At 35.3% G+C, this 24,358-nt stretch carries 21 protein-coding genes and 1 other RNA gene; 5 read left to right on the top strand and 17 right to left on the bottom strand.

The window, feature by feature from the left end:
- Positions 1 to 19: 19 nt before the first annotated feature.
- The 7 genes from AAC084_RS12945 to AAC084_RS12975 all read right to left on the bottom strand — a co-directional run bounded on the left by AAC084_RS12945 (position 20) and on the right by AAC084_RS12975 (position 9,963).
- On the bottom strand, positions 20 to 4,030 hold the full coding sequence (locus AAC084_RS12945; RefSeq protein WP_339840631.1) for a cadherin domain-containing protein: 4,011 nt from the start codon (positions 4,028 to 4,030) through the stop codon (positions 20 to 22).
- Between the two features lie 728 nt (positions 4,031 to 4,758).
- Complete coding sequence (locus AAC084_RS12950) at positions 4,759 to 5,289, bottom strand: 1-acyl-sn-glycerol-3-phosphate acyltransferase (protein ID WP_339840632.1); 531 nt, start codon at positions 5,287 to 5,289, stop codon at positions 4,759 to 4,761.
- 53 nt (positions 5,290 to 5,342) lie between these two features.
- Positions 5,343 to 6,470: an iron-containing alcohol dehydrogenase family protein gene (locus tag AAC084_RS12955; RefSeq protein ID WP_339840765.1), complete on the bottom strand. Its 1,128-nt coding sequence runs from the start codon at positions 6,468 to 6,470 to the stop codon at positions 5,343 to 5,345.
- 5 nt (positions 6,471 to 6,475) lie between these two features.
- Positions 6,476 to 7,174 carry an HAD family hydrolase gene (locus AAC084_RS12960; protein WP_339840633.1) on the bottom strand — a complete coding sequence of 233 codons (699 nt, stop codon included), beginning with the start codon at positions 7,172 to 7,174 and terminating at the stop codon, positions 6,476 to 6,478.
- Positions 7,165 to 7,878: a 3-deoxy-manno-octulosonate cytidylyltransferase gene (gene kdsB, locus AAC084_RS12965; protein WP_339840766.1), complete on the bottom strand. Its 714-nt coding sequence runs from the start codon at positions 7,876 to 7,878 to the stop codon at positions 7,165 to 7,167. The genes AAC084_RS12960 and kdsB overlap by 10 nt, the downstream gene beginning before the upstream one ends.
- A gap of 26 nt (positions 7,879 to 7,904) precedes the next feature.
- Positions 7,905 to 8,474, bottom strand: coding sequence for a DUF4126 domain-containing protein (locus AAC084_RS12970; protein ID WP_339840634.1), 570 nt, complete (start codon positions 8,472 to 8,474; stop codon positions 7,905 to 7,907).
- A 55-nt stretch (positions 8,475 to 8,529) separates the two neighbouring features.
- The gene (locus AAC084_RS12975) at positions 8,530 to 9,963 is read right to left on the bottom strand and encodes an ATP-binding domain-containing protein (protein WP_339840635.1); all 1,434 of its coding nucleotides are present in this window, start codon (positions 9,961 to 9,963) and stop codon (positions 8,530 to 8,532) included.
- Between the two features lie 101 nt (positions 9,964 to 10,064).
- Between AAC084_RS12975 and AAC084_RS12980 the strand changes: the two genes are divergently transcribed.
- Genes AAC084_RS12980 through AAC084_RS12990 form a run of 3 tightly spaced genes read left to right on the top strand, consistent with a single transcriptional unit; the run spans position 10,065 to position 12,065 of the window.
- On the top strand, positions 10,065 to 10,715 hold the full coding sequence (locus tag AAC084_RS12980) for a hypothetical protein (RefSeq protein ID WP_339840636.1): 651 nt from the start codon (positions 10,065 to 10,067) through the stop codon (positions 10,713 to 10,715).
- Positions 10,693 to 11,529, top strand: coding sequence for a DUF3822 family protein (locus AAC084_RS12985; protein WP_339840637.1), 837 nt, complete (start codon positions 10,693 to 10,695; stop codon positions 11,527 to 11,529). The genes AAC084_RS12980 and AAC084_RS12985 overlap by 23 nt, the downstream gene beginning before the upstream one ends.
- Positions 11,529 to 12,065, top strand: coding sequence for an RsmD family RNA methyltransferase (locus AAC084_RS12990; protein ID WP_339840638.1), 537 nt, complete (start codon positions 11,529 to 11,531; stop codon positions 12,063 to 12,065). The genes AAC084_RS12985 and AAC084_RS12990 overlap by 1 nt, the downstream gene beginning before the upstream one ends.
- A gap of 22 nt (positions 12,066 to 12,087) precedes the next feature.
- Here the strand turns inward: AAC084_RS12990 and rnpB are convergent.
- An RNA gene (rnpB, locus tag AAC084_RS12995) (RNase P RNA component class A) lies at positions 12,088 to 12,411 on the bottom strand.
- 109 nt (positions 12,412 to 12,520) lie between these two features.
- On the opposite strand from rnpB, the gene AAC084_RS13000 reads away from it, so the two are divergent.
- Positions 12,521 to 14,341 carry a DNA polymerase III subunit gamma/tau gene (locus AAC084_RS13000; protein ID WP_339840639.1) on the top strand — a complete coding sequence of 607 codons (1,821 nt, stop codon included), beginning with the start codon at positions 12,521 to 12,523 and terminating at the stop codon, positions 14,339 to 14,341.
- Here AAC084_RS13000 and AAC084_RS13005 read toward each other — a convergent pair.
- Genes AAC084_RS13005 through AAC084_RS13035 form a run of 7 tightly spaced genes read right to left on the bottom strand, consistent with a single transcriptional unit; the run spans position 14,336 to position 21,093 of the window.
- Positions 14,336 to 14,683: a transmembrane 220 family protein gene (locus tag AAC084_RS13005; protein ID WP_339840640.1), complete on the bottom strand. Its 348-nt coding sequence runs from the start codon at positions 14,681 to 14,683 to the stop codon at positions 14,336 to 14,338. The genes AAC084_RS13000 and AAC084_RS13005 overlap by 6 nt on opposite strands.
- A gap of 6 nt (positions 14,684 to 14,689) precedes the next feature.
- Entirely contained in the window at positions 14,690 to 16,063 is a 1,374-nt protein-coding gene (locus AAC084_RS13010) for a nucleotide pyrophosphatase/phosphodiesterase family protein (protein WP_339840641.1), read from the bottom strand.
- Between the two features lies 1 nt (position 16,064).
- Positions 16,065 to 17,258, bottom strand: a complete 1,194-nt coding sequence (gene eboE / locus AAC084_RS13015) for a metabolite traffic protein EboE (protein WP_339840642.1) — start codon at positions 17,256 to 17,258, stop codon at positions 16,065 to 16,067.
- 5 nt (positions 17,259 to 17,263) lie between these two features.
- The gene (locus AAC084_RS13020) at positions 17,264 to 18,424 is read right to left on the bottom strand and encodes a 3-dehydroquinate synthase (protein WP_339840643.1); all 1,161 of its coding nucleotides are present in this window, start codon (positions 18,422 to 18,424) and stop codon (positions 17,264 to 17,266) included.
- Between the two features lie 6 nt (positions 18,425 to 18,430).
- Positions 18,431 to 19,330, bottom strand: coding sequence for a UbiA-like protein EboC (gene eboC, locus AAC084_RS13025; RefSeq protein WP_339840644.1), 900 nt, complete (start codon positions 19,328 to 19,330; stop codon positions 18,431 to 18,433).
- A gap of 1 nt (position 19,331) precedes the next feature.
- On the bottom strand, positions 19,332 to 20,240 hold the full coding sequence (locus AAC084_RS13030) for a TatD family hydrolase (RefSeq protein ID WP_339840645.1): 909 nt from the start codon (positions 20,238 to 20,240) through the stop codon (positions 19,332 to 19,334).
- A gap of 4 nt (positions 20,241 to 20,244) precedes the next feature.
- On the bottom strand, positions 20,245 to 21,093 hold the full coding sequence (locus tag AAC084_RS13035; RefSeq protein ID WP_339840646.1) for an EboA domain-containing protein: 849 nt from the start codon (positions 21,091 to 21,093) through the stop codon (positions 20,245 to 20,247).
- A 120-nt stretch (positions 21,094 to 21,213) separates the two neighbouring features.
- Between AAC084_RS13035 and AAC084_RS13040 the strand changes: the two genes are divergently transcribed.
- Positions 21,214 to 21,795 (top strand): tRNA-(ms[2]io[6]A)-hydroxylase, encoded by a 582-nt coding sequence (locus tag AAC084_RS13040; protein WP_339840647.1) that lies wholly within the window; start codon positions 21,214 to 21,216, stop codon positions 21,793 to 21,795.
- Positions 21,796 to 21,806: 11 nt separating this feature from the next.
- Here AAC084_RS13040 and ppk1 read toward each other — a convergent pair whose 3' ends face one another.
- Together ppk1 and AAC084_RS13050 are read right to left on the bottom strand one after the other, a co-directional pair.
- Positions 21,807 to 23,873, bottom strand: coding sequence for a polyphosphate kinase 1 (ppk1, locus tag AAC084_RS13045; protein WP_339840648.1), 2,067 nt, complete (start codon positions 23,871 to 23,873; stop codon positions 21,807 to 21,809).
- Entirely contained in the window at positions 23,867 to 24,358 is a 492-nt protein-coding gene (locus tag AAC084_RS13050) for a histidine phosphatase family protein (protein ID WP_339840649.1), read from the bottom strand. Before AAC084_RS13050 ends, ppk1 begins: the two co-directional genes overlap by 7 nt.

Raw genomic sequence — 24,358 nt, forward strand, 5'->3', positions numbered from 1 at the left:
ACTTAGTGTAAACTCTAATCTATAACTTTTGTAAACAATGTATATTAACGAACATTGTTACAATTTGATCACATGGTAAGGTGCTAAAAGGACTGCAAGGTGAATCGGTATTATCAATTACTTCGGTAACATTTATGGTTATATCTGCTACTGCTTGGTCAGTTCCATCATCTACTTGAACAGATAATATGTACTGATTTGCAATTGTAAAATCTAATGCTGTCCAAGTGGTAATCTCACCTGTATTTTCATCGATTTTGAATATCACATCTTCATTTCCGGCCGTAATGGCATAAGTAAGATTGGGCGAATCAGAATCTGTAGCTTCAACAGTACCTAATGAGGTGCCTACCACAGCATCTTCGGCTATCGAAAACACTTGATTTGCAGTAATCACGGGTGTTTCGTTGACAGTCGAAGCTGCTTCTACACTGAAGTCGTCAAAGGTTGCGGTAAACTGGTTACCTGCTCTATGTGTGGCAAAAATTCCTGCAAAGGAAACATTGTCCTGACCTCCTTCCGAATTGATCTCACGTCCGGTAAAATAATTAGCTGGAAGCGATAAAGTACCTAAAGAAGTTCTTGTTCCAATTCCTATAGTATAAAAAGATTCTACCGTAAAGGCCGTTGGATCTATTACCATTTCCAAAACAACATCCTCTCCAGAGGCGCCTACATTGGAATCTTGAAGCTGATCCGTTGTACTGTTTAACGAAATACCGGCTCGTTCTGCACGGAGTTCTACGTTATTGTTGTTGACATTTAGCTTAACAAAGTTATCCTCATCAAAACCATACCAGATACCAGCTTGAGCCGCATCTGTTCCTGTAACTATATTTAATAAAGTAGTTTTTATAGTAATAATCTCTGATAAATTATCAAAACCAACTCCTAGTGTATTGATTTGATTGTTATTATTATTACTAGCCGGAGGATTTAAATATGCAATCCCTCCTTGGGATAAAATTGCCAATGTTCCTCCACCTAAAGTAAGTAAGGATGGCTCATACCCATTTAGTCGTGCATCAGAAATAGCAATATCTCCAGCTCTTCTAGCCTCCGAATTTTCTAAAACCGCCGTGAAGCCTGTCCCGGAAGTGTTCGTATCAAATATTGTATTGGGTACAGCTGTAGAAAAATCTAAGCTTACCGGTAAAGTCACCACTACTTCTTCACATGGAAGAATACTTAAAGGATTACATACATCGGTAAGATCTATGGTCATATCCGCACTGGTCGCATCTATCCCGTCGCTTACCTCTACCGTAAGCGTATATTGTGGCGTTACCGCATAATCTAGTAAGTTCACTGTGGTAATCTCTCCGGAATTCGGATTAATTGTAAAATCCCCGTTACCTGCGGTAATAGCATAAGTAAGGTCGGCTACATCCGTATCCGCATCCGTAGCTACAACCGTACCTACTACATCCCCGATCGCAGCTAACTCTGAAATCTCAAAAGTTTGCGCCAATACTACTGGGGGTTGCGCGGCTATAACTTCTTCCGTAATGGTTATAGTCCATTCTTGTTCTGTAGTTTCATCTTCTGCCGTTACCGTGTAGGTAGCCAATCCATCGTCAAAATCAGCATTAGTCCCAGAAACTGGATCTATTGTTGCACCATCGGATAGGTTAATCGTGGGAGATAGCGTGGTTAAAAGAGTGCCATTGGCTACTTCTATACTTATTTCATGGTTTGTAGCATCGATAATCGCGTCACCTGTTTGTTCTGCCAAAACAAAAGACAGTATGTCCGTTTGATCACTCTGAGTAACTTGAAGTATCTCTATAGCCTGTACTATACCATTGTTTATAGATGCTAAAAAGTCGATATTAAGTTCCTCATCGGTTACTTCCACATCAAAACTCAATATGGCTAGACCACCTTTTCCATAAGTAGCAAACAAGTCCAAATCATCAATTAAAACATCGCCTTCAAAGGAAACGTCAAATATTCTTGCGTTTGCCGCAGTTTGGAAATTCTCAACCATATGTACGGCCACCGTATAGGTGCCATTGGCGATAGGGAAATTATAACTAAACTCGGGACCATATCTTCTAGGGTAATACAAATCCTCATGCCCTCCCGGAACAGTATATGGCGTATAAGATGTATTAGATACCGTTGTAGGCTGTGTTTCTACCAAGTAAGAAACATCTTCTGCCTGATACAAGTCTGCATCCTTTGTATATTCTGTACCAGCCACGTTCATTCGGAAAGAAGTTGCTATAGGCACAATTGGCGCTTCTATCACCGTAAGATCAGCATCCAGAATTGCAGGAGTATATCCTGCTGCTGTGGCTATTATTCTGTTATTTCTGGTATCTGCTGCAGCTAAGGTACTGGCATCAATCCCAAAGTTAAATTCTCCAGGAACATTTGTCGCTGGAAGACTTAACCAGTCGTTGAAGTTATCGGCAGTCGTGTTAACCGGATCATCTTCTATATTTAAAGCAATTGCCGTGGCTCCATCTCCTGAAAGGGTACTTACAAAATTACCAGTTAACCCAGTTACCAATGTCTCACTAGCGGTATTAGGTATAAAAGCCAAGATGCCATTTACTGGTATCCCTGTGCTCTCCACTACATCAATATGTGTGATTTTGGAATTAAAACCTCCTAAACCATTCATGGTTAAAGCACCATCGGTAACCTGTACAATCATAGTGGCCACTCTGGTCTCTGTATTATTGGGACGGAAGGCTGGTATAATCGTATAGCCTTCCAAGGTAGCAGTATGACGACTGTCTACATTCCCAGGCCCCTTATCTCCCAAGCCTAAAGCAACCTCATAAATACCGTTAGGAATTTCCAATTCCCAGAACAACTCGTTCTTTCTGGGTTGAGTATCTCCCCATCCAGCAATATTATCCCCTTGGAAATGCACTAGTGTACCTTCCCGTTTTTCTTGATCGGAAGCGGCGGCATATCCATCACCTAGACGGTTTCTTCCAACTCCCCCGTCACCCGAAACATCTATCGGGGCTCCGTTGGATAATAATTTCCAGCCATAGCTCCCTTCCACAGGGGAAGCTGGAAAAGCCTGACCATAATCTATCAGGTAACCCGCCGGTGCTTCTGTGCTGGAATCCTGGAAGTTTACATGCGCTTCAAAACTAATGGTAGGTTCTACTCTTTCTGCTAATCCAAATCTATCATAGGCAATTACCATAGAACCGCCTGTAGCATTTCTTGTAGAAGTCATGATTCCAGCATAGGTTAATGCATCCGTTGCCCCATTAACATCATGGTCCACTCCTGCTAAGAATTTAGTCGGCGCCGTAAGGAAATCTGTTGCGCCAGTTACCTGTATCTCTGCAGCTCCATTCAGAGAATAATACCCTGTAACGGAATTATCCGAAGGGTCTACGGAAATTCTAAAACTTATTGAAATCACGCCACTAGTATTAAAATTGCTCGTATTAAGTTCTACAACAGATAAATTAGTCGTATTCCCTGTACCATCCCCTTGCTCTATTGCTAGCTGTATTTTTTGTTGGGTTGCATTACTTTTAACCAATACCAACTTAGCAAAATTATTCTCATTCAGACCAAACCAAATCCCCGTTTGCTGCGATCCATTATTAGGTGTTGTACCTGCAAAATTAGGTTGTGCCATAGTCGCTGTAATATCAATAATATTGGTGGATGCAACAAAACCTACTCCTAATGCATTCATTTGAGAATTCGTGAATGTACTACTGGGTGATCCCGAAAGCTGACGAAAATTAATGCCATTTGTAGCTTCAACTGATAACAACCCTCCCGACAAAGTCAAATTATCGACAATAAGCCCAGTAACATTTTCATCATTTACCAAATCATCCTCAGCTAATGGCGATGATGGAGAATCTACCATAGTAAAACCGGTATTTAAAATTCCACCATCCGTACCATCAAAATCCAATTGTACAGGAAGCGAAACTCCTACCTCATTACATTCTAAAGTACTAATTGGAGAGCATGGTGTTTGACCTATACTATTGAGATAGGTAAAAGCAATAACTATTAGTAGGGTAATTTTTTTCATAGTGCTTTAAATTTTGTGGTTTGGTAAATAAGTTGCTTTTTGGCTTTTAATAGGAACAAGAAAACCTTGAAAATAGCAAAATCGCCTACTTTCAAGGTTTAGATATAATTGATAAAATACGACTACGGGTAAAACAAATAATTTATAATCCTGAGTCTTAAATTGGTAAATTTTAATCATTCAGTAAAATGGTTGTTTTATAACCATAACTTACCTAGGTTAATTCATCTTCGTAAGTGGGGTACGAAATAAATAACATTTCTGTAGGGGGAAATTTTAAACTTAAAAATCTAAAATCACAAAATATTTACTATAAACAAGTGTATGTAATTTCGTTTGCACAAACCTATTTTCAAAAAGAAATTACGACGAAACGAATTTTTTCATCGATAAAGCGTTGAGTTATCTGATTCCAATCAAAAAACTCGTTCGGTCATAAAGTAAAGCACACTCCTTATACTGTAAGATTTTACTTATTCAAAACAAAAAATCCACTTTCTAAAAGCGGACTTTATCGTAAGTATCGACAAACTTTAACACCTTTATTAAAACACTATTTAAAACTAAAAAGTTCATTTTAAAAATACTAATTAAGCAATCTCATTTGCCAAATTTAAAAGTAGATAATAAATTTATTGCTATACAACTTTCTTAATCAATTAAGATATTACGATTATCTAAATTTCTTAGATTCAAGTTAATTATACATTTATAGGAATTAGTTTCAATTACTGATTTTTCCCCTCTACCCCATCAAAAAAAGCATGATACTTTTTAAAATCTGCTTCTTGATTATTTGTGGGAGTGATGGGTTCTGAAATTTTAACCTCCTTTTTACCGTAGTCAAAAGCTACCAATACAATTGGCACATTTGCAGTTTTGGCAATAAAATAGAATCCTGTCTTCCATTTCTCCACTTTCTTTCTAGTTCCCTCTGGAGATAGTGATAATCTAAACTTTTTTCGTTCGTTGAACACCTGAGCTGTTGCTTTTACAGTATCATTGGTTTTTGTACGATCAATTGGAGCACCACCTGTCCATTTAAAAAACCAACCGAAGGGTGAATCAAATAGGCTTTTCTTACCGATATAATTAATCTCTTCATTCCATACTTCTCTCACTAACAATCCTAAAAGAAAATCCCACCAACTGGTATGAGGCACAACAATGGCTACGAACTTATCTAAATGTGAAGGGAATTCCCCATTTAGCTTCCAACCTAGAATTTTAAAGTAGATGAATTTTGCTAATTTTTGCATGTTGTAATAGCACCAATATGATTAGTATAAGTAAACCTTATAAATTCTAAAGATTAAATCTTTTTGTAAATTGATTTTAGTTTTTCAACCGTGATAATCGACTTCCAATTTTTACCTAAGGCATTTTCCCATAATGGCTCCATACCCATCGCCACAGTAGTCATAGTATTCATATCAGATTCTGATAAATTGGAACAAATACCTGTTGGTAAAACAATCTGGTGCTTCTTGAGCATTTCATTAAACATTGCCACACCCTGCGGATAAAATTCTTCTAAATATTGAAAAACCAAACAATTACCAATACCATGCTTTACACCTAAAACATAGCCCAAACCATAACTCATGGCATGTGCCATACCTACTTGTGAATAAGCTATACTCATACCGCCATGCCAAGATGCCATCATTAGTTTCTCTCTACTTTCAGACTCGGTTATATTTTCTAAAAATACTTCTTTGCAAAGCTCTAAAGATTTCTCGCCATAACTCTGGCTAAAAGCATTTAAAAATGTACCATTAAGAGATTCAATACAATGAATAAAACAGTCCATACCCGTATAAAACCATTGCTCTTTGGGTACGCCTTTTGTTAATTCTGGATCTAATAATACTTGATCAAATGTGGTATAATCTGAATTGATACCTAATTTTTTTTCCGGCCCCATAAGTACCGTTGTCCTAGAGACCTCAGCACCGGTACCACTAATAGTAGGTATGCCTACATGGTAAATAGACTGTTTATGAACTAAATCCCATCCTTGATACTCTGAAGCGCTTCCTTTATTGGTCAACATTATTGCAACGGCTTTAGCCAAGTCCAATAAGGTACCGCCGCCTATACCAATAATGCCTGAAGGTAACTCTGTATATTTATCCAATATCATGCGAACCAATGCATCAACTTGTTCCGTTTTTGGTTCTTCCTCTGCTGAAATTAAAATGATTTGATCACAAAATATACTCGGAATTCGGTTGAGAAGGTCAGCACCTTCAAAAACATCATCAACCAAGTAAATCATGGGTGCTTCTGAATGCTTCCGTTTTGGCATTAAAATATCACCGAGTTTATTAAAACTACCTTTACCGTAGACAACTCTAGGTACCATAGGAAAATTTCGATACTCCTCTGAAGCTTTAGTAGGTATATTCTTCAATGTTGTTTCTTTCTTTAATTCCATTTTCATTATACATATTCCAGAATATCAGTCAGGGTAGATATTGTCATATACCCTTTATTCTCTATTGATCCGTTAACTTTTTCATGTTCCCATGTGGTATGAAAAGGTACATGTATAGCACGAGCTCCTATTTCTACTAATGGTAATACATCTGATTTTAATGAATTTCCAATCATTAAAAATTCACTTGGTGCTATCTGTAAATGATCAAGTAAATCGCTATAATTTTTTTCCTTTTTATCACTCAATACCTCAACATGATGAAAATACTCTGAAAGCCCTGATCGCTCTAATTTACGTTCTTGATCTAATAGATCTCCTTTGGTCAAAACTATTAGTCTATATTTATTTTTCAAACTTTTCAAAACCTCTTCTACTCCATTCAATAATTCTACAGGTTGCGTAATCATCTCTTTACCCAAATCTAACATATCGCCAATAGTTTTCGAGGAAATCTGATTATTTGATAACTCTAAAGCACATTCAATCATAGATAACATAAAGCCTTTAATACCATAACCATAAAGGTCCAAATTCTTTATTTCAGTCCTAAATAGCTCTTGGTCTATCTTATTCTTGGTTTCATATTTCTCCAATAAATCGGCGAACTTATCTTCGGTGTCCCTGAAGTAAGTTTCATTGACCCATAACGTATCATCTGCATCAAAACCGATAACATTAATTCCATCAAAATTTATTTCCATGCGGCTTGTGCTTTCTTTAAGTCTTCGGGTGTATCTATTTCGATACCCTGAACATTAGTCTCCACCATTTTTATCTTCTTACCGTATTCGAGATACCGAATGGCTTCAATCTTTTCCGTTGCTTCTAATTGTAACATGGGCAAACGTTGAAAATCCATCAAGGCACTTTTTCTAAATGCATATATTCCTTTATGCTTAAAATAAGATGTATTAGCATCTTTTGCTCTCCGATAGGGAATCGGTGATCTTGAAAAATACAAAGCGAAATTTCTATTATCAACTATTACTTTAACCGTATTAGGGTTATTAATCTCTTCTTCATCAGTAATTTTAACCATTAGAGATGCTAAATCAATTTCCTTGTGAATATCATTTTGAAAGACATTTAATACGCCTACCAAACTTTCACGATCAGTAAATGGTTCATCACCTTGTACATTTACGATAATATCAACATCCATTTGCATCACTGCTTCGGCGATTCGATCACTACCACAATCATGCTCTGTTTTGCTCATTATAGCCAAACCACCTTCTTTAACAATGGTATCATATATTACATCACTATCTGTCACTACATAAACCTCGTCAAACAATTTAGTGTGTATTGCAGCTTGATAGGTTCGTAAAATGACCGGTTTACCGGCCAAATCTTGCATTAATTTTGCAGGAAATCTCGATGCCGCATATCGGGCAGGAATCATTGCTATTATTTTCAATTAAATGTGTTTTATGTTTTTGTTCTTGGTCGCATGCTTCTATAAATCCTAAATATTATCACCAAGATTATTATTACTAGTACTGCTGCCAATATAGGCGCAAATATGGATGCTGCTGTAACTACCACTGCCGTGCCTGTTTCAATCGTTGCATATACAGGATTTGCCAAACCACCAGTTGTAGCGGTTGATGCCAATCTACCTGTTGCTCCCGCTCCTTTTATTGCGGTTGCAGTTCCTCCACCGGCAATTATAGCCAATGACCACGTTATTACAGGGTCTAAATCAGCCACTGTAGAAACCATTACCGCAGTACCTGCAATGGCGGCCAATGGCACAGCGATACTATCTAACAAATTATCGAACCAAGGAATAAAATATGCGAAAATTTCTAATAATGTAGCTACACCTAAAGTAAGAACAGCTACCAAACTTCCAATCCACTGCCAGTTTTCATTCAGATTCCAAACACCAAAATAAGACGCAAGACTTAATGCAAACAAAGGTAAAAACACTCTGAAACCTACAGAGGCAGCTAATCCTATTCCTAAAAATATACTTAAAATTGTTTCGGTTGTCATGTTATAATAAAATATGATAATTTTCCATATCCATAATCACTAAAATAAACTTTTCTTAATCAAGAAAAAAATCGTCTTTAAAGCCGATAAGATACAATTTGTTTTTTGCCCTTGTAACAGCAGTATATAACCATCTCAAATACTCTTTATCTATACCATTTGGCAGATAGGGTTGCTCAACAAATACAGTATTCCATTGGCCACCTTGTGATTTATGACATGTAATTGCATAAGAAAATTTAACCTGTAAGCCGTTGAAATATTTATTATTCTTTACACCCAAGAACTTTTTATATTTAGAACTCTCATGAGCAAAATCTTTCATAACTTCTTGGTAAAGCCTATTTCCATCCTCATATGATAATGAAGGTGATTCTGCAACAATAGTATCTAACAACAATACCGTTTCAAAAGGAGCCATATTTGGATAATCCACCATTTTCACTTTAACCTCTGCGAATTTAAATGTGTAAATTTCTTTAATATCAAAAATCTCCAAAATCTCCATTATGTCTCCATTTGCAATAAAACCAGCTTCTGAACTTGGCTTTAGCCAATAGTAATTATTCTTTACCACCATCATGAAATCGCCAACGGCAATATCATTTTCCAAGAATAAAATTCGTTCTCTAATATTCTGGTTGTAAAGGTTGGCTCTTTTATTCGACCTTACTATAAAAGCAGTTTCTTCTTTACCATTTTCTGAATAAGAACTATCAATAGCTTCCTGTATTTCGTTACCGTCAATTAATCTAACAATATCTGTAAAGGGGCTTACATCAAACTTAAAATCATCGAAAAAATCACCTTGTAATTGCTCTCTTAATAATGTAGCATTTGCCAAAATACCAGAATCACCTGCTTGCCTTACTACTTCATCTAATTCTAATCGAATAACTTCTTTATTGTAATTCAAGGATAACTTATCTGCGTCTAATGCCGGACTCAATACTAAATGTACTGGTGGCAACTGTGCTGTATCACCTATCAATAATAATTTACATTTATGCCCAGAATAAACGAACATCATTAAATCATCTAACAATGAACCATTTTCAAAAAGTTTAGAATCGGCTGCTGTATCAGGTATCATTGAAGCCTCATCTACAATAAACAAAGTATCTCTATGTTTGTTTGGTGCTAAAACGAACTGAACTCCGCCCCCACTTTGTTTTTTTGGGAAATATATTTTTCGGTGAATGGTAAATGCCTGGGTATTTGAGTAATTCGACATTACTTTTGCTGCCCTACCAGTAGGTGCCATTAGCACAGCCTTCTTCTGAACTTTCCAAAGACTATTCACTAAAGTGCCTATTAAAGTAGTTTTTCCTGTACCGGCATATCCTTTTAATAAAAAAACTTCATCCTTGACCGTAGACAAGGTAAACTCTGCCAATTTTTGCAAAGCCACTGATTGTGTGGTAGTTGGTGTATGTGGAAATTTAGTTTCCAGTAAGCTGTAAAATGAAGCGGGAGTTGTTGATTTCATGAGTCCTCAAAGATAAAGATGATTTTTAGGCTAAAAACTTTTACGATTAAAAAAAAATTGTAGATTTGTGAAGACCACTAAATTAAAATAACACATACAAAATGAAGACCATTATACAAATTGTACTTTGGGTTGGGTGTATCGCTTTAGGATACCTAATTTATAATTCCATCACTGGACCAATTAAATTTAAAGAAGTTAAACAAGAGCGTTATTCTCAAGTAATAGCTAAATTAAAGGACATTCGAAATGCTCAGGATGCCTACAGAACTGTAAATGGAAAATATGCGAATGACTTTAATAGTCTTATTCGTTTTATTGATACTGGTAAATATGTAATTACTCAACAAAGAGATTCTTCTTTCATGGAGTTTGATAAAGCATATGGTATTGATTTGTTAAAAGAAGTAAAAATTATTGATACATTAGCATTTGTATCTGTGAAAGATTCTCTTTTCAAAAAAGACCCTAGATACAAGACCTTAATGGATGTACCTACTGCGCCAAACGGCGAAAAGTTCACCATGAAATCTGCTTTTGTTGATAAAAGTGGATATAGAGCTCCTGTTTTTGAAGTTAAAGTTGACAAAAATGTTATACTATACGACCAACCAAAAGATTTATTGGCCCGTGAAAATGCAGCTCAAAGTGTAGAAGAAGTTAACGGATCATCAATTTATATTGGTTCTTTAGAAGAAGTAAGTACCACCGGAAACTGGCCTGCTGTTTATGACAAGAAAAAAGATCAATAACCGTTTAGATATAGCGGATAAAAATTTTAAGAAATTGTCCATTCAGGTTAGCTTGAATGGACTTTCTTTTTGTGTAGCAGATACTGTTTCACAAAAACTACTCATTTCTGATGCTGTAGAATTTTCAGAAGAGAAAAACCCCATCGTAGTATTAGATGAATTGAAAAATATTTTTCAAAAGCATCAGCTTAACGAGATGGAATTTGACGAAGTGGTAGTTGTACATCGTAATACGCTGTTTGGCCTTGTACCAAAATCTCTTTTTAATGCAGATCATCTTTTAGAATATCTAAAATTCAACACCAAAGTTTTAGCTACAGATGTACTATCGTACGATATAGTTGAAAATCATGATTTGGTTAATGTTTATGTACCATACATGAACATCAACAATTACATATACGAGCTTTTTGGAGAGTTTACCTATATGCATAATGGTACTGTTCTTTTGCAGTCTTTAATGAACAACCAGACACAAAACCAAGAAACTATTTGTTATGTTCATGTCAATAAAAGTCAATTAGACATCACCATTCTTGACCAACGTAAATTATTACTTTACAATAGCTTTCTTTACGCAACAAAAGAGGACTTTGCTTATTATCTCTTGTTCGTTTTAGAACAACTGGATTTGGACCCAAAAACAGCAACAGTAAAACTTTTTGGCACAATTGAAGAAGATGACTCCATTTTTCAATTGTGTTATTCCTATATTCAAAATATTAGCATTTTTACCCCGTTATCACCTCAATTAATAAAATTGGGTGAACCTGGCACTACTTCAATAGATTTCACTTTAATCAATACTATATAATGCGAATCATATCAGGAAAACATAAAGGACGACATTTAATAGCTCCTAAAAAATTACCTGTAAGGCCTACAAAAGATATGGCCAAAGAAAGTTTGTTCAATATATTGAACAACAGTTATTATTTTCCAGATTTAAAAGTTTTAGACCTTTTTGCAGGTACAGGCAACATAAGTTATGAATTCTCATCTAGAGGCGTAGATGATGTTCTAGCTATAGACACACACACAGGCTGTGTGGAATTTATAGATAAGACGGTTGCTCTTCTAGATATGAATATACGTACATTGAAAAGTGATGTTTTTACTTTTTTACAACGCAATACAGAAAAATTCGACATCATATTTGCCGACCCTTTTTATGATATGGAATTGACGGATTTTGAAAAATTACCAGAATTAGTTTTTGAAAACGAACTTCTTTTAGAAGATGGTGTCTTAATTATCGAACATTCTAACAGAACCAGTTTAGCTGAATTACCATTCTATAAAAATTCTCGAAAATATGGTGGTAGTGTTTTTAGCTTTTTTGAAAAGTAATTATAAAATATTTAAAAACTAAAAAATAAGCAGGCCATAAGCCGGATTCTGTTTCTCTGAAACTAATTCAGAAATCCTTATCATTTATCTAGGCCGTGGGTTACCCCAAGGCTCTAACCGCCTACCCTTCAGCTTGAGCGTGCAGCTCTTAAACACCGATTTACATGACGTTTCACCGTATAGAGTTTACCTGGTTTCACTACAGCCGAACTGTACTTGCTTTCTGTTGCACTTGTCCTCACTTTTCAGCGGACGGGCGTTACCCGCTATACTGCACTCTGGTGTCCGGACTTTCCTCGTATTCTACCCGAAGCTCGGGAGATTCCGCGATAAGGTGGCCTGCTTTGCGCAAATGTACTGCAATTGTTGATAACTAAGGATGATCTCTATTCTTAATTCACTTCAAAATTCACCGCTATATTTATATTTGTAATAGCTTAAAACGTAGTAGTAATTTGGAACCATTTATTGTATCGGCACGTAAATATAGACCACAGACCTTTAAGGATGTTGTAGGTCAGCAGTCTATCACCAATACGCTACAAAATGCTATAGACCAAAACCATTTGGCGCAAGCCTTACTTTTCTGTGGCCCAAGAGGTGTAGGTAAAACTACTTGCGCTCGTATTTTAGCGAAACAGATAAATTCTGATGGTACAGAACAAGAAAATGAAGATTTTGCTTTCAACATATTTGAGCTAGATGCTGCATCTAATAACTCGGTTGATGATATTCGTAATTTAATAGATCAAGTACGTATACCGCCGCAAGTTGGTAAATACAAAGTATATATCATTGATGAGGTACATATGTTATCTCAATCGGCTTTCAATGCTTTTCTAAAAACATTGGAAGAGCCCCCGAAGCATGCTATTTTCATATTGGCAACGACCGAAAAGCACAAAATTATACCTACTATACTTTCTAGATGTCAAATATTTGATTTTAAGAGAATTACGGTTAAAGATGCTGCAAAATACTTGAAATATATAGCAGAAAATCAAGGTATAAATGCCGAAGAAGATGCGTTACATATCATAGCTCAAAAGGCTGATGGAGCGATGCGCGATGCCTTATCTATTTTTGATAGAGTAGTGAGTTTTTCAGGAACCGAGCTTACTCGAAAAGCAGTTACCGAAAACCTTAATGTTTTAGATTACGACACCTATTTCGAGGCTACCGATTTAATTTTAGAGCATAATATTCCAAAATTACTTTTACTTTTTAATAAAACATTATCCCTCGGTTTTGATGGTCATCATTTCATATCTGGACTTGCTACGCATTTTAGAGATTTGATGGTATGTCAACATCCAGATACTATAACTTTATTAGAAGTCGGTGAAGCGGCTCAACAACTATATAAGGACCAAAGTAAAAGAACCTCTACCTCTTTCTTATTAAGAGGTTTAGATATTGCCAATGATTGCGATTTAAAATATAAAACAAGTAAGAACCAACGACTGTTAGTCGAACTAACCCTTATGAAACTTGCCTCTATCGATTTTGATGGAGAAAAAAAAAATCCTGAATCAGTAGCACTACACAATAAAACAATAGATTTCATTGCGCCTGCAGCATTTTACAAGCAACTACCGAAAACTCCAATAAAGGAAGCTGTATCAGAATCTACTAGTGAAAGCACTACTCCCATTGAGAAAAAGAGTGTAGAAATTACTCAACCTACTCCGGCTCAGGAAGAAAAGCTTCCTAGCAAGGAAATGAAAACTGAAAGCGCATCTTTGGTTACTAAAGAACCGAAAACAATTCCTGCAGAACCTGCTCAGAATAAAATAAAAATCAACCTACCCAATAAGCGAGTTTCCGGACTGTCTATTTCTAGCCTTAATGCGAAAAAACAGCACGAACTAAATAAAATTGAGGTAATAATTGATGAAAATAACTTACCTAAAGACCTCTTTACAGAAGAAGAATTACGTAAACATTGGGCTGAATTTGTTGAAAGCATAGATAGAAAAGGTCAAAAAATTCTGGCTTCGAATTTAAATACCGATGTTCCAAAATTAAAGGAAGATTTTAAAATTCATATTGAGCTTCCTAACGGAACAATGAAAAAGGAAATTGAGCGCGAACAGTTTGAGCTAATGGAATATTTACGAGCTAAATTGAACAACCATTTCATTCATTTAGAGATAAGTGTAAATGAAGCAACTGCCAAAAAATTTGCTTTTACGCCGGAAGAAAAGTATGAAAAACTTAGAGAAAAAAATCCCGTTATCGATTTGCTTAGAACAGAATTCGATTTAGATTTATAACTTTCTTTTTATCCGAAAACTAAATACCAGCATCACTATTGATATTATCAATAGACCAAATGCTTCCCTTCCCAACTCTACAGTAGCTATATCACCATCATTCAAATCAAACCCTTGAAAGTCTGAAGGGTATAGATATAAAAAAGCAATAAAAGCAAGCACGCCCAATACTAACGGAAGTACATAACCAATTTTGTTTAAGGCAAAAGCCAAAGAAATCAAAGCAGCGATACCATAAATAATAATCCATCGCAAAGCATCTGTATCATTATATTGTAAGACTGCACTTATTGTAAATAACAATGCAAATAGATAACCTAGTATCTTAAAGAATAGATTCACAAGAAATTAGTTTAATAGGTGATCTTCAATGAGATCACGCACTTGAATGGCACTAATGACATCCTCATTTACGCCATTTACATGATTACTTATAAAAATAGGATAATCTTCCTTATCCTCTGTCAAACGCCCATGCGAACCTTTAATTAATGTAGCATCAATGGGTATGATATCCATCACTGTTCTAAACCCCAGTTTCTTCTTCAACAATTTAGCAACCACCTTAGCCATAACCAATTTATCTTTAGGATCTGTCAACATTTCAACAGGATCATATCCCGGCTTCTTATGTATATCAACCATTCTTGCATAGTCTGGTGCTTTTGTATCATCTAGCCAAAAGTAATAGGTAAACCAAGAATCTTTATCGGCTACAACCACAATGTCACCGCAACGCTCATGGTCAATATGATACTTTTTCAAATCTTCCCCAAAAAATACTTTTTCAATACCTTCTACAGATTTAAGTAGCTTTACAAGCTTTTCAATATCATTGGAATTCTTGCAATACACATGTGCAATTTGATGGTCAGCTACTGCAAATGCATGACTTTCACCAGCATCTAATAGTTCTAAACCACGTTCTTCACGTATAGCGATATAACCTTCTTTTCTTAATACTCTATTCAAATGAATAGGTCTGTTTACATTTGTAATTCCGTATTCAGAGAGTAGTATCACCCGCGTATCTTGGGCCTCATAATACTCTACCAATTGTTTTACGACTCCATCTATATCCTGTAAATCTTTTGAAATGATATTGAAATCTAGACCATAGCGTTGTAAATTATAATCTAAATGTGGCAAGTAAATTAATGTAAGATCCGGATTGTGTTTTTTATCTGTCAACAATGCTGCGTCGGCAATCCATTTCGATGAATTTATAGTTGTCTTAGGACCCCAAAATTCAAACAAAGGAAAGGTTCCTAAGGCATCTTGCATATCATCTCTTAATTTAGCAGGATACGAATAGATATCTGGAATCTTTCTTCCGTCAGCTAAGTAATTGGGTCTTGGTGTAATACTGAAATCTACGTTTGAGTACATATTATACCACCAAAAATGGTTTGCACACGTAAAGTTTGGATACTTCTCTTTTAAAGCATCCCACAATTTGGGTTGTTGAACCAACTTGTTTGATTGCTTCCAAAATTTAACCTCGCATTCATCTTTAAAATACCAACCATTACCTACAATACCATGCTCTGACGGCCACTTACCGGTTACATACGTGGATTGGACAGCACATGTAACAGCAGGTAAAACAGGAGTTATATATGATGCCTTTCCTTTTTCCAAAAAAGACTTTATAAACGGAGTATGTTCCCCTATTAGTCGTTTGGTCAACCCTACTACATTAATAACAACTGTCTTCTTCATATTACAAGCGTGATTTTAACCATTCAATTTCGCGGATTATAGATACCGACAAATCTTGTTTTAAATCTGTCGGAAGCACATCCCACGTATATGTTTCAATTTCTAAATGCTCAGAAACCGGGTTGTTCTTTATAAAATCTATTGTTTTAATTATATGGTCTTGGGTGGAAAACAAGGCTCCGTAATTTTCTAAGAATATAGGTACATGATAGTGTGCACGAAGTTCTTTATGACCTCTTTTACTATCTAAAACTATTGGAAGATCACTATATGTTCTAACTACCCCATCAACCTTTTCAGTGACTTGATGTAGATAGGTCGGTTCATTAAATTGAGTAAGCTCTGTCCAGATAAGATCATCATCCTTCCCATTAAACAGAATTTTTAACGCAGCACTCACTTGAATTTTTCCTATTCGAATATTTTGTTCTTTAAATTTTGTAAATGTGTCTATTGGTTCTTCAAAGGCGAGAGAGAAATGACAGATATCATAACAAACGGTAATGTATTTTTTAATAAGCTTTTCGGCCTCAATAGCGCTCATACCTAGTTCATTCTTAAAAAACTCAATCCCTATTGGTACCAAATATTTCGAATAAAAATTCACAACCTCCTCACTATTCTCTAAAAGTCCGTCTGGTTCTGGTTCTATATCCAGATGCATATATTTTCCGGTGCTTTCTTCTAACTCAAACAACTGCTTAACAACCTTGAGCATATTTTCTGCACCAACTTTAAATGCCTTTTTTGTATCCTTTTCTGTTTTATGCCAATATTTATAAGTAATAGGTGAAGTTGAAATACCGCCATTAATTCCTATAGGTAATAATTCTGATAATTGACGAAATAATCGCTTTGTATAAATCAGCCGATCAGTAGTTGTCCAATCCGGAGCATGAACCATATCTTTAACTCTTTCATCATGAAAATTTCCGTAGGGAAACCCGTTCATGGTAAAAATATAAAGATTATTATCTGCTAACCATTTTTTGAAATCGGACATGTTCGCCCCTTGCTCGAGTTCTTCGCTTGCCTTATTCGACAAACGTAGACCAAGACCAAAAGCTTGGGTATTAGAAACTTCCTTTTTTATACCCGGAACATGTTTTTGAATACTTTCAAAAGTACTTCTCCAATCTTGACCAGGATGAATATTCGTACAATATGTTAAGTGTAGTTTCTCTTTTACTTGCATTGACTTTAATTTAACGCGAATTGATGATTCAACTTAGCGACTGCTTCGTACATAAGCTTCATATCTATCGTATGTACGTCATGTTTTACCCCGAGCGCAGAAATAAGAGTAATAGTCAATTGACCACCTAAATGCTCTCTAAACTCTTCTATTCCATTTAACAAAGACTCAATCTCACTTGTTGTATTTACCGGAAGTGAAAGATCAAAACCAATTTCGACCATTACATCTAAAATCTGCTGTAAATCGTTTTCAGTAATCAAACCAATTAATTGAGCATAGGTAACATCAATTGCAATACCTTTTGCTACTGCTTCACCATGCCTCAATTCATAATTGGTCATGAATTCCATTTTATGCGCTGCCCAATGACCGAAATCTAAAGGTCTAGATGAACCTGATTCAAAAGGGTCGCCACCTTGAGCGATATGCTGCATATGCATTTCTGCACATTTATATATAACATACTGCATAGACTCGATCTCTCTATTTTTTAATGCCATAGCATTATCAGCTATGTATCGAAAGAACTTTTTATCTTTTATAAGTGCCACTTTAATAGCTTCTGAAATACCAGAAATCCAATCACGTTGATGTAAGGTTTCTAAGAAATCACTATCATTTATAATTGCATAAGGCGGAGCAAATGTTCCTAAGAAATTCTTCTTCTTAAAGGCATTCACACTATTCTTTACGCCAACAGCCGAATCGTTTTGTGATAAAACCGTAGTAGGTATTCGTATTAACTTAACACCTCTATGTGCAATTGCAGCAGCATAACCAACCATGTCGATTACCGCCCCACCACCAATAACAACGACAAATGAATGTCGACAAATTTTATTCTCATTTATAGCTGTCAATACCGCTTCGATAGACGAATCACTATTTTTAACTTGCTCACCACCTGGTAATACTACAGTATCTGTATACCTTAAGTTATCCTTATTACCTTCACAATAGGATTGTATCTGATTCATTAAAACAGGATGATGATTTTTCACACCATCATCTAAAACGAACAGCAGTTTAACCGGTTCGAATTCTTTGTAGTCGGAAATTAGTTTCGCAAAAAGTGGATTTCCTAAAGTGAAAAGTCCTGAAGTGAAATATAATTGATAGTCATATTGAACTTTAAATGACTGTTTTATTGGTTGTAATTGCATAAAATCTTAGGTTACGGCAAATAATTTTGATAACAATATTGATAATGGTAATAACAATAATACCGCTAAGGCTAGATACCAACTAGAAAAGCCGGCAACCCAACAAGCATTCATTACTACAAGTGACAAAACCCCAGAAATAACCGCTTTCTTAATATTCTTCGGAGAATTTTCTTTGTATGCCCTAATTAAAGGTGAAAAAATTAAAAAACCGAACAAGATTAAAAATGGTATTAAAGTTAAAAATTTATCTGTCTGTTCTAATACTACAAACGTAATTGACGCAATAACTATTGTATATAATACACTAGCCCAGATAATATGTTTTTTATTGTCACCATGAACTTCGCCTCTACTGATTAAGGTGATTGCAAAAATGTAAACCACAGGTACTAAAGAGATATACCAATTTGAGATTACCGACACTATTGACATACCTAATAGTAGATTCAATCCTCGACAAATACCCATATTCAATGGACCAGCAAATCCGAATTGTTTGAAATACGCATCATACGTCAAAATAGCAATAGTCAGTGCTACTGAAATTCCTCCTGCTAATACATTACTATTGAAGGCCAAAGCAATACCCAACACCATTAAAAAGAGTCCAAAATATACAGCATGACGCTTAGGTATCAATCCACTTGGTATAGCCCGTTCAGGTCGCTCAATAGCATCTAGCTCTGCATCAAAAACATCATTAAAAACAACACCACCGGCATATAGGGCTATTGACGAAAAAATTAATGATAAAACATCTATCCAATTTTCCTTTAAAAACCTTAGTACTTCTATATTCTCAAGGAAAAGAGTAATTGCAATACCAGCCAAAATATCTGCAGCGGCAGTTGGTAAATTTGCAGGTCTCGCCAAACGAGCAAAACCCATCAATTTTTCTCTCATTTTAAGTAATTTGGTCCTCGTCAATTCTTGGAGTCTGACCTCTTAAAACACTATTATCATTAAATAATTGCGATTGATTTATACTATCGGGCTGCAGCCAATGTGATTCTTTCATTTTACCATTCTTACCAAAGGCATCTAAAGCGTTTTGATAACAAGTCTTTCTAACATCTTCCATAGATATTCCTCTTTTCAACATTAAAGAAGCTGTTTTTGGCACGGCTAGTGGATCACTTACACCCCAATCTGCCGAACTATCTACTATGATATTCGAACTCCCATATTTCTTAACAACCTCGACCATACGTTCATTACCCATTTTTGTTTTTGGATAAATAGTAAAAGCAGCTATAAAACCGCGGTCTAGTACTTCTTTAACAGTTTCTTCGTTATTGTGATCTATAATGACATTAGCTGGATCTAAGCCATGCTCCAGACAAACCTCCATACTCTTAATTGTTCCTGCTTTTTTATCGCGGTGTGGGGTATGAACCTGCACTGTCATATCTAATTCTTTAGCCATCTCTAATTGCATTCTAAAGAACTTATCTTCCGCTGGTGTTTGATCGTCATAACCTATCTCTCCTATAGCTACAACATTCTCTTTATGAAGGTACAACGGCAATAATTCAATCACTTGTTCTGCCAGAGCCTCGTTATTTGCTTCTTTTGAATTAAGACCTATAGTACAATAATGTTTAATCCCGAACTGACTAGCTCTAAACGGCTCCCACCCAACAAGACTACTAAAATAATCTTGAAAAGAACCAACTTGAGTTCTAGGTTGACCCAACCAAAAAGAAGGCTCTATAATTGCTACGACTCCCGCTGCAGCCATTGCTTCATAATCATCAGTTGTTCTTGATGTCATGTGCACATGGGGATCAATAATCATCATTTTCTCATCCATACTATTATAGTTTTATCGAATTCCAATTTATTTGTCCGTCAGCTACTTTATGTTTTAACTCCGGATAGTTGTTTAAAAGAGCCATTGCTTTATCATTATTTGAATTATAGCAACATAATGCTCCTGCTTTATTTTCAATAGTATCTTCACTACTTAGCAACCTATCCATATCTTTTAAACGATCTTCATTAAGAAATTTTGAAACCGGCCTCCAAAACATCGGGTCTATCTTTCTTGATGCCGCCCATCGCTCATGGGCATAATCTGATATAATTCTGGTAAGGTCTTCATTTGCTCTTTCATCTACAGACTCTATTTTTGAAAGGTCACGCTCCATAAATGCCGCCTTTAAATACATTTGATTCCACTGTTGATCGTTAAAGTATTTTGCTGGATATGGATTATTCAAGGATATTGCATCAAAAATTATAGCAATATTCGTTCGAAGTGCCTCTACTGCAGTTTGTTTATATGCCTCTGGATTTGGTAATAAAACCAAGTACTTTAAAAAGGTTTCTAACTCACCAGTATCAGCCACTTGAATAATATTGGCAACCTTTGATGTGTAGAATTCCTCATCTTGACCAAGAATTTCAGACAATAAAAATATTCGTGCAACCTGAAGTAAATTTGCTTTATGTGCCTTGAAATATATGAAACTTTCATCAACTACTTTCTCAAATGGAATTGGCGTTAATGAATTAAATTTCACATTTAAGAGACTATAGGTCATAAACAAATCTTTTGATGATTTGCTTTTTGCCATCTTTACTATTTCTCCCTTTAACCAAGCCAAACTTTCTGGCGTTCCATATTTGATTAAGATATTTTGAATCTCTTCTTGATTGCGCATTTTTTAACTAAGATTGACTTTACCTCAAAAATAATTATTATTAGTTAGTTAATTGTTACGCTTGTTAATTATAATTGGGGAGGTAGACAAAATCTTTTTAATTTTGAACAAAATAAAAATATGCTAGGGTTAAAACTACCAACAGATCCAAGATGGGTAAATATAGTCGAGAAAAATATTGATGAGATATTGACAGATCATGCTTACTGTGAGCAGAAAGCTGCAAGCACGGCAATTTCGCTTATTGTATCTTTCCCTGAGTATACGGAACTTGTTGAAGAAATGGTTGCTTTATCAAGAGAAGAAATGGGCCATTTTAAAATGGTTCATGACCTTATCTTAAAGCGCGGTAATACTTTAGGAAGAGATCGTAAAGATGATTACGTGATTGAATTATTAAAATTCTTTCCTAAAGGAGGTAGTCGAACTACTCAATTGGTTCATAGGTTACTATATGCAGGATTAATTGAAGCGCGTAGTTGTGAACGTTTTAGATTGCTTTCTGAAGAATTGGAGGATAAAAAATTAGCCGACTTCTATCATAAATTAATGATTAGTGAAGCCGGTCATTATACTATGTTCTTGAAATTTGCACGTAAATACGGAGAACTAGACGACGTTAACCAAAAATGGAATGATCTCTTAGAGTATGAAGCCAATATCATGAAAAATTTAGGCACAAAAGAATCTATTCACGGCTAACGCCTGGTTCGTTACTTTTTCAAGTCTTTTGCATAGTAGTCATACGTAGCAAATTGCGACCTTATTTTAGGCGGGGTAGTTTTTCGATATGCATTATCTTGCTTTTCGTTAAAAATTCGAGCCTTCATATTATCATTCCAACAAATCTCAAAAGAGTCCATCAATTCTTTTTTAATATCCTCATCATAAATTGGGCAACCTACCTCAACCCTATAATCTAAATTTCTAGTCATCCAATCTGCAGAAGAAATATACATTTTGGTATTTCCTCCATTTGCAAAAGCGAATAACCGTGTATGTTCTAAAAATTTATCTATAACACTAATTGCCTCTATGTTTTCACTCATCCCCTTAATGCCTGGAACTAAGCAACATATACCTCTTATAATCAACTGGATCTTTACCCCTGCCCTACTTGCTTCATACAGTTTATCTACCATTTTATAGGAAGTAAAACTGTTCATCTTTATTTTGATATAGGCCTCTTTCCCTAGAATAGCATTGGCAATCTCTACATCTATCAATTTCATAAATGCATTTTTAGTGTAATGCGGTGAGACGATAAGATGTTTGTATTTATTTATTTTATAAGTTGTCTCGAAAAAATCAAAGACCTTATTTAACTCTTTTAAAATAGGCTCATGCGCGGTGAATAAAGTATAATCTGTATATATTCTTGCTGTAGATTCGTTAAAATTACCCGTACTTATGAATCCATAACGTTTTATATCATCTCCCTCTTCTCGCTCTATTAAACAAATTTTACTATGCACCTTAAGACCCGGTACGCCAAAAATTAACTTGACACCTTCCGCTTGAAGCTGTTCTGCATATTCAATATTTGCTTCTTCATCAAAACGCGCTTGTAATTCTATTTGTACGGTAACCTGTTTACCATTTTTCACCGCATTAATCAATGATGCTGCTACTTGAGAATTACTTGCTAATCTATATACCGTAATTTTAATGGTACGCACCTTAGGGTCAAGCGCCGCCTCACGTAAAAATTTCAAAATATAGGTGAAGGTATGGTACGGTGTGTATTGCAAGTAATCTTTCTTTGCAATACTCTCTAGTATACTACCTTCTATACTTAATCCTTTTACCGGTAAAGGAATAATTTTATCATATAGTAAATCTTTTCTTCCAAGACTTGGAAAGCCCATGTAATCTCTACGGTTATGATATCTACCGCCTGGGATAACACTATCAGTATCTTCGATGTTCATTTTTTCCTTCAAAAAAGCCAATGTATCCCTACTTATGCTTTTGTCATATACAAAACGAACTGGATCACCAATTTTTCTATGCTCTACACTCGAAGATATTTTTTCGATAAAACTCTTACTTAAGTCATTATCCATGTCGAGTTCTGCGTCTCTAGTAATCTTGACCATATGAGCCGAAATCGATTCATATTCGAACATGGTAAAAATGTTATCTAAACAATATCTAATTAAATCATCTAAAATGATGATAAAACTCTTATCACCTTCATCTGGCAATACTACAAAGCGGTCAATACCTTTTGGAATCTCAATTAATGCGTATCGTTTTTCCTTTTTACTATTATCACTCTTAATCACCATTTTTACCGCTAAGTAAGCCGCAGTATCTTTCAAGGTAGGAAACCTTGTAAGTTCATTTAAAATAATAGTCATTAATTGAGGGCTAACCTCTTTTAAAAAGTAGGCTTTTACAAACTCTTTTTGACTCTCATTTAATTCGGTTTCCTTTAAAATAAAAATATTTTTGCCCTCAAGTTCGTGCTCTATTTGTTTAAGAATAACCAAACTCTTGGTCTGCTGATCGATTACAATTTTGGTAATTTCCTCCAAAAGATCCTTAGCCTTCTCGCCACCTAAGACACTTTTACCATTTTTACCTGCTTCCACTATACGTTTAACCGTTGCATAACGCACTTTAAAAAACTCATCTAAGTTATTAGAGAATATTCCTAAGAATCTAAGTCTTTCAATTAAGGGAACATTTTTATCTGCACTCTCTTGTAAAACCCGTTCGTTAAACCACAACCAGCTAATTTCTCTATTAACGTATTGATTATTATTTTTTACCATGCCTTTAGTTGCTTTGGAAATATAGTTTGAATTGTAGAGCCTTTGGAAATGGAGGCCCATTTGGTTTCTTTAAATTGTAATTGCACAAACCCACTAGTAGGCACATTGTCAATATGCCTATTTCCCATTGCGTTTGCTAGATATGTAAATGTATGATTATGTCCAAAAATCAAAACGCTTTCTAACGAATCATCAAAATTTTTAATAAAATCGATAACTTTTTCCCCTGAAAAATCATATAAATCAGAAGCCACAGAAAAGTCAATTAATGGGTAATTTAACGTTCTCAAACAAATCATGCATGTATGTAATGCTCTGTTTGCAGGACTAGAAAAAACCTTATCTATTTTTAAATTTTTACCAGCTAATTCTGCAGATACCATTTGGGCGTCGACCATACCTTTTTGCAATAGTGGCCTGTCTTGATCACTAACATTTAGTTCCCAAGATGATTTACCATGGCGCATTATAAATAAATTCTTCAT

It is taken from the genome of uncultured Maribacter sp. (genome assembly GCF_963977385.1).
Classification (GTDB): Bacteria; Bacteroidota; Bacteroidia; order Flavobacteriales; family Flavobacteriaceae; genus Maribacter.